The sequence below is a fragment of the Microcoleus sp. PH2017_05_CCC_O_A genome, from assembly GCF_020738785.1.
Lineage (GTDB): Bacteria > Cyanobacteriota > Cyanobacteriia > Cyanobacteriales > Microcoleaceae > Microcoleus.
In genome coordinates, this window is record NZ_JAEQCB010000043.1 from 14435 (window position 1) to 27895 (window position 13461).

At 47.3% G+C, this 13461-nt stretch carries 8 protein-coding genes; 2 read left to right on the forward strand and 6 right to left on the reverse strand.

The window, feature by feature from the left end:
* Window positions 1–228 precede the first annotated feature (228 nt).
* From JGK20_RS11945 to JGK20_RS11970, 6 genes are all read right to left on the reverse strand, one after another.
* Window positions 229–468, reverse strand: a complete 240-nt coding sequence (locus JGK20_RS11945; RefSeq protein ID WP_293174963.1) for a hypothetical protein — start codon at window positions 466–468, stop codon at window positions 229–231.
* Window positions 458–1945 (reverse strand): PP2C family protein-serine/threonine phosphatase, encoded by a 1488-nt coding sequence (locus JGK20_RS11950; RefSeq protein WP_293174960.1) that lies wholly within the window; start codon window positions 1943–1945, stop codon window positions 458–460. The genes JGK20_RS11945 and JGK20_RS11950 overlap by 11 nt, the downstream gene beginning before the upstream one ends.
* Before the next feature lie 614 nt (window positions 1946–2559).
* Window positions 2560–4263, reverse strand: a complete 1704-nt coding sequence (gene ftsY / locus JGK20_RS11955) for a signal recognition particle-docking protein FtsY (RefSeq protein ID WP_293230551.1) — start codon at window positions 4261–4263, stop codon at window positions 2560–2562.
* A gap of 237 nt (window positions 4264–4500) precedes the next feature.
* Window positions 4501–5133: a transcription antitermination factor NusB gene (gene nusB / locus JGK20_RS11960; protein WP_293174954.1), complete on the reverse strand. Its 633-nt coding sequence runs from the start codon at window positions 5131–5133 to the stop codon at window positions 4501–4503.
* A gap of 508 nt (window positions 5134–5641) precedes the next feature.
* Entirely contained in the window at window positions 5642–6367 is a 726-nt protein-coding gene (locus tag JGK20_RS11965) for a DUF502 domain-containing protein (protein WP_293155504.1), read from the reverse strand.
* A 265-nt stretch (window positions 6368–6632) separates the two neighbouring features.
* Window positions 6633–6791: a hypothetical protein gene (locus tag JGK20_RS11970; RefSeq protein WP_293230554.1), complete on the reverse strand. Its 159-nt coding sequence runs from the start codon at window positions 6789–6791 to the stop codon at window positions 6633–6635.
* 297 nt (window positions 6792–7088) lie between these two features.
* Here JGK20_RS11970 and JGK20_RS11975 point away from each other — a divergent pair, with 297 nt between their 5' ends.
* Together JGK20_RS11975 and JGK20_RS11980 are read left to right on the forward strand one after the other, a co-directional pair.
* Window positions 7089–9887 (forward strand): NHL repeat-containing protein, encoded by a 2799-nt coding sequence (locus JGK20_RS11975; protein WP_293230557.1) that lies wholly within the window; start codon window positions 7089–7091, stop codon window positions 9885–9887.
* Window positions 9888–10616: 729 nt separating this feature from the next.
* Window positions 10617–13439 carry a PAS domain S-box protein gene (locus tag JGK20_RS11980; RefSeq protein ID WP_293174945.1) on the forward strand — a complete coding sequence of 941 codons (2823 nt, stop codon included), beginning with the start codon at window positions 10617–10619 and terminating at the stop codon, window positions 13437–13439.
* The last annotated feature ends 22 nt before the right edge of the window (window positions 13440–13461 follow it).

Genomic DNA, 13461 nt, shown 5'->3' on the forward strand with positions numbered 1-13461 from the left:
TCAGGATTTGAGTCCTCCGGTTCGCAGTAAATAAGGCAAGTCCTTCGTCCCAAATTCGGCAAGAAAGGACTAAGGTAATTACTACAAACTTTGTATACCTGTATTGACACTAAAAAACTGAATTCTAGACTACAAAATTATTAAAATTATGCTGCTGCATCAGAAAGGACTGAAGTCCTGACGGCGAACCTTTGAAATCCCTTCCTGACGACCTCTTAGAGAATAACTCTAAGGAATAATCCCTTTAATGAACCAGCCAATGAAAATACCTATAAAAAAAGCTCCTATCTGACCAGTCGAAACAAAATTGTTCCAAGCTTTCTGGAAATTAGTAAAAATCTCGTAGCTTTGACCCAATATCACAGGCGAACTCAAATGAGATTTCACAACTAACAAATGAACGGCGTCATGCCAATGAATCGAGCTGGTAAATCCAGTAATAATTTCCGGCATTAAATTAACTATCATGGTGATTTTCTCCTGTGGTCGGTGTTACCCTAAGTACAACCAGTGTCATGTCATCTTCATTGCGGTTGCCGATGCCGATAAACTGGTGAACGCGATCGAACAAATAATCCAGAATTTCCTCAGACTGCTGATAATTTTGACAAGCCCACTGAAAAGCCGCGGTCAAGTTATCCTCATCAAAGCGATCGCCCCTTTGATTAGCAGCATCAGTAAATCCGTCTGTGTAATAAATAATAGTATCACCAGGCTGCAATTGCACGTGGGCTTCTTGGTAGTGCGAATCAGCATCCAGGCCAATCAACATTCCCTCCAAAGTATCGAGCCGAACAATCGAATTAGTTGCAGCTTGCCACAGCAAAGGCGGGTGGTGAGCAGCATTACTGTAAGACAGAATGCGAGTTTTCGGATCGTACTCCGAATAAAACAGAGTCACAAAACGGTGAGAATTCTCCAAATCCGCGTGCATTACCCGGTTTAAATGTTGCAAAATTCTCGCAGGCGAATGGCGGTTCAAAACCTCCGCCCGCAGCATACCCCGCGTCATCGTCATCAACAGGCCAGCCGGTACCCCTTTGCCCATCACATCGCCAATGACGATGCTCCAGCGACCCTTGTCGATTTTGGACTTGAGATTTTTAATCAGGGATGGGGGGTGTTCCCCCTCATTTTCCTTGCCGATCGGGTCATAGTCAGCGGGAATAAAATCATAATAATCACCGCCGACTCTGCTAGCAGTTTGGCAGCGCGCGGCCACATCAAGACCGGGAATTGTGGGACAACTGCGGGGTTGCAGCCGCAATTGAATTTCCGCCCCAATTTCTAACTCTCTGTCCAGGCGTTCTTTTTCGGCCAACTTCACCGTCAGTTCGTCTTTGCAGATTGCCACGGCGGTTTGATCCGCCACCAACCGAACTAATTTCTGTCGGCCCGGAGTCCAAACATATTGTGGGTCACTGCTAAAAACAAACAGCCGTCCGCGTTCCAAATTCTTGACTAAAATTGGCGCCCCAAACAAATGAACATCCGGGCCCAAATAACGGCCGACTTGCAAGTCAAGACTAGAAGTTTGCCCAGAGGTTTGAGAAAAAGATTCACCAGCCGCGCCCGCACCTGCTGTAGCTTGCCTGGTGGCTATTTCCAGCGCTTTCCGCATATCTTGGCACTGCCGTCCTTCCTGACAGTGCAACTGCTGGAACCGAACTTGACCGTTGGGTTTGAAGAGCACCAGAGCTCCCCCGTCGGCGTCGGTAACGCGAGTTGCCACCAGAGGCACCAACTCCAAAAATTGGTTGAGATTGTTAAAACTACGCAGGGCAAATCCCAGCGAGCCCAACATATCTTGAACGTTGTGCTGGTATCGGTGCAAGCGCGCCACCAGTTCTTTGAGGGCAAATACTGGCGTCGCGTCGGTGGAATTGCGACCCGTAGGGCGGTCAGCAGGTTGAGGTGAGGGGCGAGGCAAGGGCACAGCAGTCATTTTAGATTGGTGATTTTCGATCTTAAAAGGAGATTGATTGAGTGAGGAATTACGCACCACACGAACAGAAATCCGGTTGTTTTTGGAGCAAGTAGTTTGGGCAGTAGGTCATTGGTGTGAATTTAAGCCTGAAATCCTCAAGAAATCTCGTTTATAGCTGAGTCTAAATCCCCCTTAATAAGGGAGACTTTGAGCCCTTCTGAAACTACTTAATCAAGGTATGTAGTTGGGATGCGAGCCCTCTTTAGGCGTATAGATAAAGAGGGCTCGCATCCCAACTACGTACCTAATTTATCTGATGACAATAAAACCACACTGCTTTTTAAGGGGGCGCCAGGCCGATCGGCGGGCCTAAGCCTCAGAGAGTAAAACGTTACTACCTGAGACCTTAAGTTGACACCAATTGATGGCGCTTCGTCGATCGCAAGCAAGCAATAACAGAAGGTTTTAAGGTATTGTTTCTAGATATTTAGTTTTCCACAGACCGTCAGGTGGCGATCGGCACAAGTCCTGCGATGGTAGTTTGAGGTTAATAATTTGAGATTTTGAATATCTGTGTCCGCCTCCAAAAATCGGGACGGCTAGAGATACCTCATCAATCTAAAATCTAAAATCTAAAATCTAAAATCGAGTAGGGCTTCGACAAATTCGTAACTAGAAAACGGGCGCAAATCTTCGATGCTTTCCCCCACTCCAATAAACCGGATTGGCAGACCTAGCTGCTGCACTACTGCTAGGGCAACACCACCTTTAGCAGAACCGTCAAGTTTTGTCAATACTACTCCGCTTAATTTTGCCGATTCTGCGAAAACTTCTGCCTGTCGCAAACCATTTTGACCTAGGGTGGCATCCAAGACCAGTAGAGATTCTACGGTAGCGCCTGGGGCTTTTTTGTCTACAATGCGACGGATTTTACTTAATTCGTCCATCAGATTTTTTTTGTTTTGCAGGCGGCCTGCGGTGTCTACGATCAACAATTCTGTGCCTCGGGCGCTGGCGGCGGCGATCGCATCAAACACGACAGCAGCCGGATCGGTATTTTTCCCTGGATTGGCAATAATTTCCACGCCGCTGCGGGAACCCCAAACTTTGACTTGTTCGACGGCGGCGGCGCGGAAAGTGTCGGCAGCGGCAATCAGGGTTTTGTAGCCGGATTTTTGGGCGATGTGGGCTAGTTTGCCGATCGTCGTAGTTTTGCCCGCACCGTTGACTCCTACAATTAACCAGATGTTGAAGGTGTCTTTTTCTGGGGCAAATGTCAGGCTGTAGGCGGGATTGCCGGCGGCGGTTTCGGCTGTCGGAGCGTCGAGAATGTCGCGCAGGATGCTTTTGAGAAAGGCTAGAGCCTGTTCTGGCGGCAAGACTTCTTGTTTGAGTCTTTCTTGGAGGCGGTTGATAATGATGTCGGTGGCGGCGACTCCGACATCGGCTTGTAGGAGCAAAGTCTCAATTTCGGCTACCGCGTCTTGATTGAGCGGGCCTTGACCGACGATCGCCTTTAGTCGATTAATTAAGCTGCGGCGAGTTCTTTCCAAACCTTTCCGCAGTTTTTGCAGCCAACTGATTTCCTCGACGGATACTTGATCTGGCCGGCGCCCTTGACTGGCTAGGATTTCAGATGACCAGAGGAAGCCTTCGTCAAAGGCAAAACCGGGAATTTCTTCGATTATTGCGGCTCTTTCGGCGGCGTTGGCGATGACTTCTGGTTCCTCAAGGGCGGTTTCCTTGAGGCGTTCGATGCGATCCATGCGATCGGCCCCAGCTCGGGCCCAAAACGGCAGGGCTTCGGCTGTAGAGTCCTCAGATGCGATCGATTCTGTGTCTGCAAGCTCAGTTGCAGGTTGGGCAATTGCTATATTTTCTGCTGTAACTTCTAATTTTTGAGTAACAGGTTGAGGCGCGATCGACTCGGATGATGGTGGCAGAGGTTCGGGAATCTCTACTGGGATGGCTGCATCTGGTTCTTGACCATCGGTACTTTCATTCTGCGGTGGTGGTGCAATTTCTGAAACTTCTGCAACAGTTGGTGCGGCTTCTGCAACTTCTGCAACTTCTGTTTCGGCTGCTGGAACTTCCGCCGATGCTGTCTGGGCAACTTCTGTTTCAGGTTTTTGCTGTTTTTGAATATTTTTGTAAGCAGCTTTGGCCCAATTGAGATAATCCTCAGCTACAGCGGGGGAAGTTTCCTCAACTGCTGCATCTGTTTGAGGCTCAACCGATGCGGATTTTGCCGCCTCATCTTGGGGCTGTTCGGGGGGAGTTTCTGGTTCAGAAGATCCGCTTTCGCTGTACTGGCGACGAAACCAATTAAATACCATAGAAGTAAATGGGGAATAGAGAATAGTTATTAGTCATTTAGCCATCAGTCCTTAGTGTAGAGCGGATTGCGGATTGCGGATTGCCAATAACCAATGACCAATAACCAATGACCAATGACCAATGACCAATGACCAATGACCAATGACCAATGACCAATGACTACTGACTACTGACCAATGACCAATGACCAATGACCAATGACCAATGACCAATGACCAATGACCAATGACTACTGACTACTGACTTACAACTTCTGCATTGATTTTATCGACGACTCGGCGGAGGACTCCGTTGATGAACCGATGTCCTTCGTCGCCGCTGTAGCGTTTTGCCAGTTGGACGGCTTCGTTGACGCTGACTTGTTCGGGTAAGCCGAGATAGAGGATTTCGGCGATCGCGATTCTCATGATATCTCGATCGATCCTGGGCAGGCGATCGATTTGCCAGTCTACCAGGGCTTCCGAGAGCAATTCGTCAATTTGAACGCGGTTGGCGCTGACTTTGGTCAGGATTTGCAAAGCATAGGTGCGGACATCTTGCTGGTTGGCAAGCTGAAGCAGTTCTGGAAACTCCATCGATGAACCGAGACGGTTGATGGCGGTTTGGGTGAGTTCGAGTGCTTCGCGCACCATCGCTCTAGCACTTTGTATATCAGCGGCGCGGATTTCGCTAGCCAGGAGTTTGTCGCTACCCCGCTGTACTTCCGAAGCTGCTGCTTCTAGGGATTCTTGAACTTCTGTCGTCAGAGTGCGGATGGCTGCGAGGAGAACATCTTGCAGTTTCTTGGCTTCTAAGAGTTCTGGATTAGTCGGCAGTTGGCTGATGCCGAGGAGTGCGAGTTCGCGTGAGGTTTCGCGTGCTTTTTTCATATTTTTTAGATAGAAATTGGGAGTTTAGGAATTTCAGAATTGTTGAGATTGCTAAGCGCTGGTTCAGAGCATAGACTTGGACTTTAGCAGAAAAACTCCCAAAAAAACCTGCCCTCAGTAACGATTGTTTCTGGGCAGGTTTTAGATACCTAGGATCAATTATTATTGGGAAAATTTACTGGCTAGAAACCCGGTTTCTTAGGAGCGTCCCACGGAGGCTGCCCACCCGTTATGGATGAAAGAAACTCTTTCTCCCCCTCTCCCCCCTCTCCCCCTCTCCCCATCGAGTTTCTTAGGAGATACTTCGCTTTGAAACCCAAGATGTATCAGAGAAACCCGGTTTCTGAGTGTAGGCTTTCTGCGCTTCCAGTTGGTTCAATATACGTGAGTTGCAAAAATAATTCGGACGGGCTAGAAGCCCATCCCACAATTTTTTTGTTTTGTGGGATGGGCTTCTAGCCCGTCCGAAAATTTGATTAAAAGATTAAAAGGACTTTTACAGCCTTGTCTAATCTTCTTCGACTGGTACAGGCTGGTATCTTGATTCGGATAGCAAGGGTTCGAGTGTTTTGCCGGGGGGGTTGTCGGCGGTGACCGCAACTGAGTTGCTGGGGTTGACGATGCCGCCGGAGATCACCACTTTAAAGGCATCTTCGATCGACATTGACAAATTAACGACATCTGCTTCCGGGACTATAGCGTACCATCCGGTGGTGGGGTTGGGAGTGGTGGGGATGAAAATGCCGATCGGGCTTTCGCCGGACAAATGAGACGGAATGTCGTTACTCTCGATCGTACCGGTCACAAATGCCAAAGTCCAGATTCCCCGCCGGGGATACTCTACCAACACCACCCGGCGAAATTTATCATTAGATTTGAGGATAGTTCCCAGCAGTTGTTTCAAGGTTTTGTAAACCGAACCCGCTAGGGGAATTGCCTGTAACAGGCGTTCGCCAAAGTCTAGCAGCCACTTCCCGAAGATGTTGCGGGCCATCAAACCAATGACTAAAATGCTCAGCAGGGGTACAGCCAGCCCTACTAACAGATTTAGCAGGTTGACCAAAATCGGGTGGAGTCCGTCAAAAGGATTAATCTGCTTGGGAATTTTGGTAAGAAAATTGATTACCCAACTGGCGACGGTAATTGTCAGCCAGATGGTGGTAGCTAAAGGTATCACTACCAGCAGACCTGCGATCAGGTCATTTTTTAAGTCTTGTTTGATGCGTTGGAGCACGGCGGTTCAAATCTCCTCGTAACTGGTTGCAATCACCTGATAAACCTGAGAATAAAGCAACTGCACGGGCTTTACTGGAATTGACCATTTTGGATCGTCTTCTCTGCTGCCAAACCCTACGCTTGCCGAGCGCGGAAGAGTTAGGGATCGGCGGTGCTGTATCTATATTTTAAAGAATTATTGCAGGCAAAGCGCCTGATTTTAATATATGCGGGCTGTGCAACAGCTCACCCTATTGTATATTTTAAGACATTTTAGCTCGGAATCAACCAATCAGATCGCTGTGTTGAGGTGGCCGGAGTCGGGGTGTTTCCTGTAGAGGGCTTTTGGGCTGCTTCCACAATTGATAAATTTTTAGGATGAGGCGGGCTAGAACAATGCCAGTGGCGATCGTACCGCGATCGCGCCCACTCCCATCGGACAATCTATTTTTTGAGAACTTGACAGAACTGCGATCGAGAAAGGTGAGAGACTTTAGATTAAATGTTTCTCAAATGCCAGCTACTTCTTAAACTATTTGACTCCCCTAAAAAATGGATGCCGTGCCACGTAGACTCCTGATTGGAAGGTCAAAAAAATTACACCAAAGTTCATAATCCCAAATTCAATTCTGCGAGTAAATCTCCAATCTCAAATCTCAAACTGGTTGACTATTCTTTGAAAAACCGTAAAATATAGTCAAATTTATCTGCGATCGCGGGAATCTCGCCAATAATAGCTTATGTTGAATACAGCCGGACTGTTTGAAGCAAAACCTCTTCAGGGAAATATTGCGGGTGTTTCAGCAGAAATACCAGACTTATTTGGCAGTAAGTTCGTTAGCGAAGCCCTCGTAGAGGATCGCCTAAATCGATCGACCCAAATTGCGATCGGGGATACTAATGTTTTATTTGATACCAGATCCGATTTAACTCAAACATCCGATTTGGTTGCCGGTGCGACTGGTAGTGCGATCCTCTACGAGGGCTTCGCTAACGACCTTTTTGACCAAATCACCGACTTCCGGCTCCCGCACTCACCAGACGACAATCTTAAAGTCGATCGCAGTCTAACATCCCAGACCGATATCTCCACTCCACTTCACAGAGACGAACTTACAGGCATGGATTTTGCTATCGGTGATACTGGTATAGTTCCAGAGCGATCGCAATCCCGAACTGCTGCGCTATTACCTTCAGAAAAATGGGCTTTCAATTTCCCAGATTATACCATCGACCACCAAGGTTTAAACACCCTCAATATCAAAATTGGTTACGGCTTAAAACCCGGAATCACCAAAAATGAATATCCCGATTTTGTGCCAATCTACAAAAGTATTGATAACTTCCTAGTTAACTATCCCAACGAAACGGACACCTGGGAAAATATCAACAAAAATCTCAGTCAAAAAGTGCTAGACGAAAATCCGGCACTGACCGATGTTACCATCCAACTCGAAGTTTTGCCAACGAACAGATTGCCCTACGAACGAGCAACTACAGTTTTCCGCAGTCGTGCCGGTCAACCAAAAGAAAATGGCAACTTTTCCTTGAAAAACTACGCAATTAATCACCAAGGATTGAACAAGCTCAATCTCGATGTTGATTACCAGTACAAACCGGGGATTCCCCCAAACGAATATCCCGATTCCCTGTCAATTCTCAAGAGCATTGATAACTTTTTAAGCAAGTATCCCAATGAGACAGATTTCTGGGAAATTGTCAACAAAAAATTAACTCAAAATATCCTCAACGAAAATTCTAGCTTGGCAGCAATTAAGATCGACTTGAACGTTTTGCCAAGCCAAACATTACCCTATAACCGCACCAGCAAAGTTACTCGCACTCAACCAAGCAATCCTCAAGGAACTTTCCTAGTTGGCAATACCAGAGGCAATAATGTACTGCGGTTTGACGGCAGTACGGGCAATCTTCTAAGCGAATTTATCCCAGCGGGCAGCGGCGGTTTGTCTAGTCCAGATACAATTCTTTTTGGCCCAGATGGCAACGGCGACGGTAAGCCGGACATTTACATTGCCAGCGGTGACAAGCCAGGGAATTCCGGACAGCCGACAGCATCTGCCGTATTGCGATATGACGGAGTTAGTGGCAGATTTATTGATAAGTTTGTCGGCGACAATCCGAACACTACTGCTGATGAAACTGGCGGATTATCTCGTCCTTACGGTTTAGCTTTTGGTGCCGACGGTAATTTTTATGTCAGCAGTTTTTTGACCGATCAAATTCTTAGATACAACGGCAAAACAGGACAATTTATAGATGTATTTGCAACGGGCAAACAGCAAGCGGGAGGATTGAATGGGCCGAACAATTTACTGTTTGCTCCTGACGGCAATTTGTACGTGACAACGCAGGGGAGTGTTGCTCGTGATGGCAAAGCTGATTTTAGTGCAGGTTTCGCCAGCCAGGTGCTGCTTTACAACCCGCAAACTGGGCAGTCAAGTATCTTTGCTTCCCCCGATCCTTCGCCTCGGAGTCAGGGATTTGTGAGTCTTTTGGGCATGGCAATCGGGCCCGCTGACGGCGACCTTTACGTGAGCGATTTTGCTAACGATATCAGGCGCTACAATTTAAAAAGTGGGAATTTGGTCAAGGTTTTATCTACCAATTATACTGATACTTCCCCCAGTAGCAATTATGTAGGTGGTTTGGCATTTTCGCCGATCGGCAATTTGTTTGCAGTTGGCTTTGACAACCGCGCCAATGCTAACAATGTTGGTGCAGTTTTGCGGTACAATGGCAAAACTGGGGAACCGCTGCCAATATCGAGCAATCCTTTGTCGAGTAACAGTTCTATTTTTGTCCCTCCCGACAGCAAGTTACAGCGTCCGATAGGAATTGCTTTCTTTCCTTCCGATGGTAAGCTGACCGAGAAGTGGAATTTTACAGCGGCAAATTACCCAATTAACCATCAAGGGTTAAACAACCTAAATTTTGCTGTAAATTATCAGTACAAAGAGGGCATTCAAAATTATCAGTATCCCGATTATGTGCCGATTTACAAGAGCGTTGATGATTTTTTAGTTAACTATCCTAACGAAACTGATTTTTGGGAAATTGTTAACAAAAATTTGACGGAAAAAGTGCTTGCCGAAAATCCAGCAATTTCTTCGGTGACTGTTGATTTGAATGTTTTGCCGACGAACCAATTGCCTTACGATCGCAGCAGTACCGTTAGTCGCACTACAAATGGTAAATTAGGGGAAGCCTGGGATTTCAAGATTCCTAATTATTCGATCGCTCACCAGGGTTTGAATAACCTGAACATTGATGTCAAGTATCAGTACAAGCCAGGAATTACGCAGGCTGAATATCCCGACTTTGTGCCGATTTACAAAAGCATAGACAATTTTTTGGTTGATTATCCAAATGAAACGGATTTATGGGAGATTTTGAATAAGAATTTGACCGAAAAGCTGCTAGCACAAAATCCGGCTTTGGATTCGCTGGAAATTAGTATCGAGGTTTTGCCGACCAACAAATTGCCTTACGAACGAGCTAGTATTGTGTCGCTGGCTTAGCGTCTAATTCAATACGGTTAACTTAACGATTTTTGACGAATTTCACTTCGCGATTTTCTAGGCAATACAGGCATTATTTGCCAGTCGGATTGTTCTTAAGTTAAGCGTATTGGCTTCAAATTGTTTTTTTTGTGGACAATTATTGACAGGGAATACATTCCTTGCTAAGGTGATATGTAATTCAGTAGGTTGCGTAGAAACCGAGTTTTTGTGCATCCAAAACGAACGCATTTAAATTGTCTGTTGTGGTCAAAAAACAATTTTTTGAAGAAACTGAGTTTATGAATTAAAGCGAGTTTGCAAAGATCTATCTTGGGATAGATGAGTATGTTTCAGGCAGTTGCTATAAAACAGTGCGGGCCTTAGGTGGGTCAAAAACCCGGTTTCTGGGTTAAGGTCGATCGCTCAAAGGATTTGAAATTTGAGATTTGAGATGGGTCATGACTTATTCTGTATGGGTTTGCAGCTTGGCTAAAGTTGCATTGTTTTTTTAAACAGGTATCACAGATTTTGGGTAGAAATCGGGTTCTTCTGTGTTCAGAACTCAGAAAGATAGTTGTTTTGCGATCGGAACTCAGGATGCAGTCGCTTTCCTGGCGCAGAGGTTCCAGCAGTAAGCTGAGCATTTTTTTATCTTTTCTTTAGAATGGCGATGGAAATTAGGTAAATAATGGAAGTATTCAAGGATTTTTGATTGCATTTTTCTGTAAAATATATTAAGGAATTTTTGTGAAAACGCTCAATATCCTCTTGGTAGAGGACAGTCCCCTAGATGCCGAGCTGATTGAGGCATATCTCATGGATGGCGGTCTAGACTTTTCTTTGCTGTGCGTGGAAACTCGGGAAGATTTTGCCGTAGCGCTGGAAAAACACTGTGTTGATATTATTTTGGCAGACTATATGCTGCCTTGTTTTAACGGGATAGCAGCGCTGGAAATGGCCCGCGCTACTTGTCCGGGAGTGCCGTTTATTTTTGTGTCGGCTACTTTGGGTGAGGAAGTGGCAATTGAGACTTTGAAAAGCGGGGCTACAGACTATGTTCTCAAACGGCGTTTGACGCGGTTGGTGCCGTCGATCGAGCGGGCCCTGCGGGAAGTTAAAGAACGGCTCGATCGCAAAGCAGCTCAAGCACAGCGCCAAGAAAGCGAAGCCAGGTTTCGGATGATGGCAGATACCGCGCCGGTGATGATTTGGATGTCGGATATCGATCGACTTGGCGATTACTTTAACAAAGTTTGGTTGGAGTTTACCGGTAAAACTTTGGCGCAAGAAATCGGCATCGGTTGGATGGAAAGCTTGCATCCTGACGACTTGCCAAAATATATGGATGTTTACCGGAGAGCCTTCGACGCCCGCAGCGAGTACCGGATCGAGTACCGCTTGAGGCGCTATGACGGGGAGTACCGCTGGGTTGTGAGTACAGGGGTACCCCTGTACAGACCCGATCGCACTTTTGCCGGTTACATCGGTTCTTGCATCGATATTAGCGATCGCCAACAGGCAGAACAAGAACGTGTTATGGCTTTGTCCCGGGAACAAGCAGCTCGCAAACAAGCAGAACAAACAGCTCAAGCGCTACTATCGGCAAACGCTCGAATTACTAACATTCTCGAAAGCATTACCGACGCTTTTGTCGCCTTCGATTCAAACTGGAAATTCACCTATATTAACCACAAAGGTCAAGAGATTTTTGGCAACTTACAAGCAGAACTGATCGGGAAAAATATTTGGGAAATATATCCCTGGGCCGTGGATTTACCGTCTTACAAAATCGCCACCAAAGCATTAGCAGACAAGGTAACAGTCGAATATGAAGAATTCGTGCCGTTATGGAATAAGTGGTTGAAAGTGCGTTTTTATCCTTCCGATTCTGGTTGCTCGGCTTACATCCAAGATGTGAGCGATCGCAAGCAATCAGAAGCAGCACTCAAAGCTAGTCAAGAAAAGCTGAGAATGTTGGCAGAATCTAACTTGATCGGAATTCTCTTCGGCGATGTTGACGGCGGTATCAGTGAGGCTAACGACGAATTTTTGCGCCTCGTTGGCTACACGCGGGAACAGTTGCAGCGCGGGGAACTCCGCTGGATTGACATTACACCGCCGGAGTACCTACCGCTGGACGAAATCGGCATCGCAGAGGCAAAGGCCGAGGGCGTTTGTAGTCCCTACGAAAAGGAATACATTCGGCCCGATGGCAGCCGGATTCCGGTGTTGGTGGGGTATATTTTGTTGGGGGAAAAGCGGCAAGAATCAGTGGCTTTTATTCTCGATTTGACGGTTCGCAAGGAGTTGGAAAAAGAACTGCACGATCGAGCTGAGGAATTGGCGCGGGCGAACCGGATTAAAGATGAGTTTCTGGGAACTTTGTCCCACGAATTGCGGACGCCGTTGAATGCGATGCTGGGATGGGCGCAACTGCTGCGCCACCGCAAGTTTGATGAAAAAACGACTGTTAAGGCTCTGGAAACGATCGACCGCAATACGCGATCGCTGGGGACGCTAATTGAGGATTTGTTGGACGTGTCGCAGATTATGACTGGCCAACTGTCGCTGAATTTGCGGTGGGTAGATTTGATTTCGACTGTTGAAGGTGCGATCGATACTCTCGCTCCGGCGATTGGGGCAAAAAATATTGAAATTGTGACGGATTTCGACCAAACTGCGGGGCGGATGTTTGGCGATTCCGGCCGCTTGCAGCAGGTGGCGTGGAATTTGCTGTCGAATGCGATTAAGTTTACTCCTGACGGAGGACAGGTGAGGGTGGCGCTGCACAAGGTGGAGAGGACGAGTATGCCCGGACAATCCGCCTGTTGTGAAAATTTGTCACCGCCTAGTGTGGAAATTGAAGTCAGCGACACGGGACAAGGGATTCCAGGAGAGTTTTTGCCGCACGTTTTTGAGCGTTTCAGCCAAGCTGATACCTCTACAACGCGATCGTACAACGGATTGGGTCTAGGTTTGGCTCTCGTGCGCCATTTTGTGGAAATGCACGGGGGAACAGTGCAAGTAGAATCGGCTGGCCAAGGACAAGGAGCGAGCTTTTTCGTGAGATTGCCAATTAAACAGCAAGAGGGCGACAGCGGATTTTCTGTTACCGGGGCTGGGGAGTTTGTGGTTCGAGAAACCCCGGCCAGATCCCCTATAGATCCGTCTTTTGTTAGCAGCAACCTTTCGGGAGTGCGGGTGTTGGTGGTTGATGGCGACGGGGATTCCTTGGATTTTGCGCGTACAGTGCTCGAAGATTGCGGAGCTGAGGTGGAGACTGCTGTCTCGGGAATGGAAGCCTTGGAAGCGATTTCTAGGCTGAATCCGGATGTGTTGGCGATCGATCTCGGCATACAAACCGCTGAAGGAGAGGCTCTGCTGCCGCAAGTGCGAGAGCAAATGGGGGACAGGGAAATTCCGGCGGTGGCTTTCACAGCTTACGGTAGGCTGGAGGAACGGGTGCGGGCGCTGCGACAGGGTTTTCAAATTCACCTACCCAAGCCTCTCGATCCTGCTGAGTTGGTGGCGGTGGTGGCAAGTTTGGTGTCGCGGGCGATCGATTTTTGATGGGAGCATCTCAGTTTTGCAT

What these genes read in the sequence shown, in the direction of transcription:
- JGK20_RS11975 (WP_293230557.1), top strand. Translation starts at nt 7,089, where the DNA reads ATGTTGAATACAGCCGGACTGTTTGAAGCAAAACCTCTTCAGGGAAAT.
- JGK20_RS11945 (WP_293174963.1), bottom strand. Translation starts at nt 468, where the DNA reads ATGATAGTTAATTTAATGCCGGAAATTATTACTGGATTTACCAGCTCG.
- ftsY (WP_293230551.1), bottom strand. Translation starts at nt 4,263, where the DNA reads ATGGTATTTAATTGGTTTCGTCGCCAGTACAGCGAAAGCGGATCTTCT.
- nusB (WP_293174954.1), bottom strand. Translation starts at nt 5,133, where the DNA reads ATGAAAAAAGCACGCGAAACCTCACGCGAACTCGCACTCCTCGGCATC.
- JGK20_RS11950 (WP_293174960.1), bottom strand. Translation starts at nt 1,945, where the DNA reads ATGACTGCTGTGCCCTTGCCTCGCCCCTCACCTCAACCTGCTGACCGC.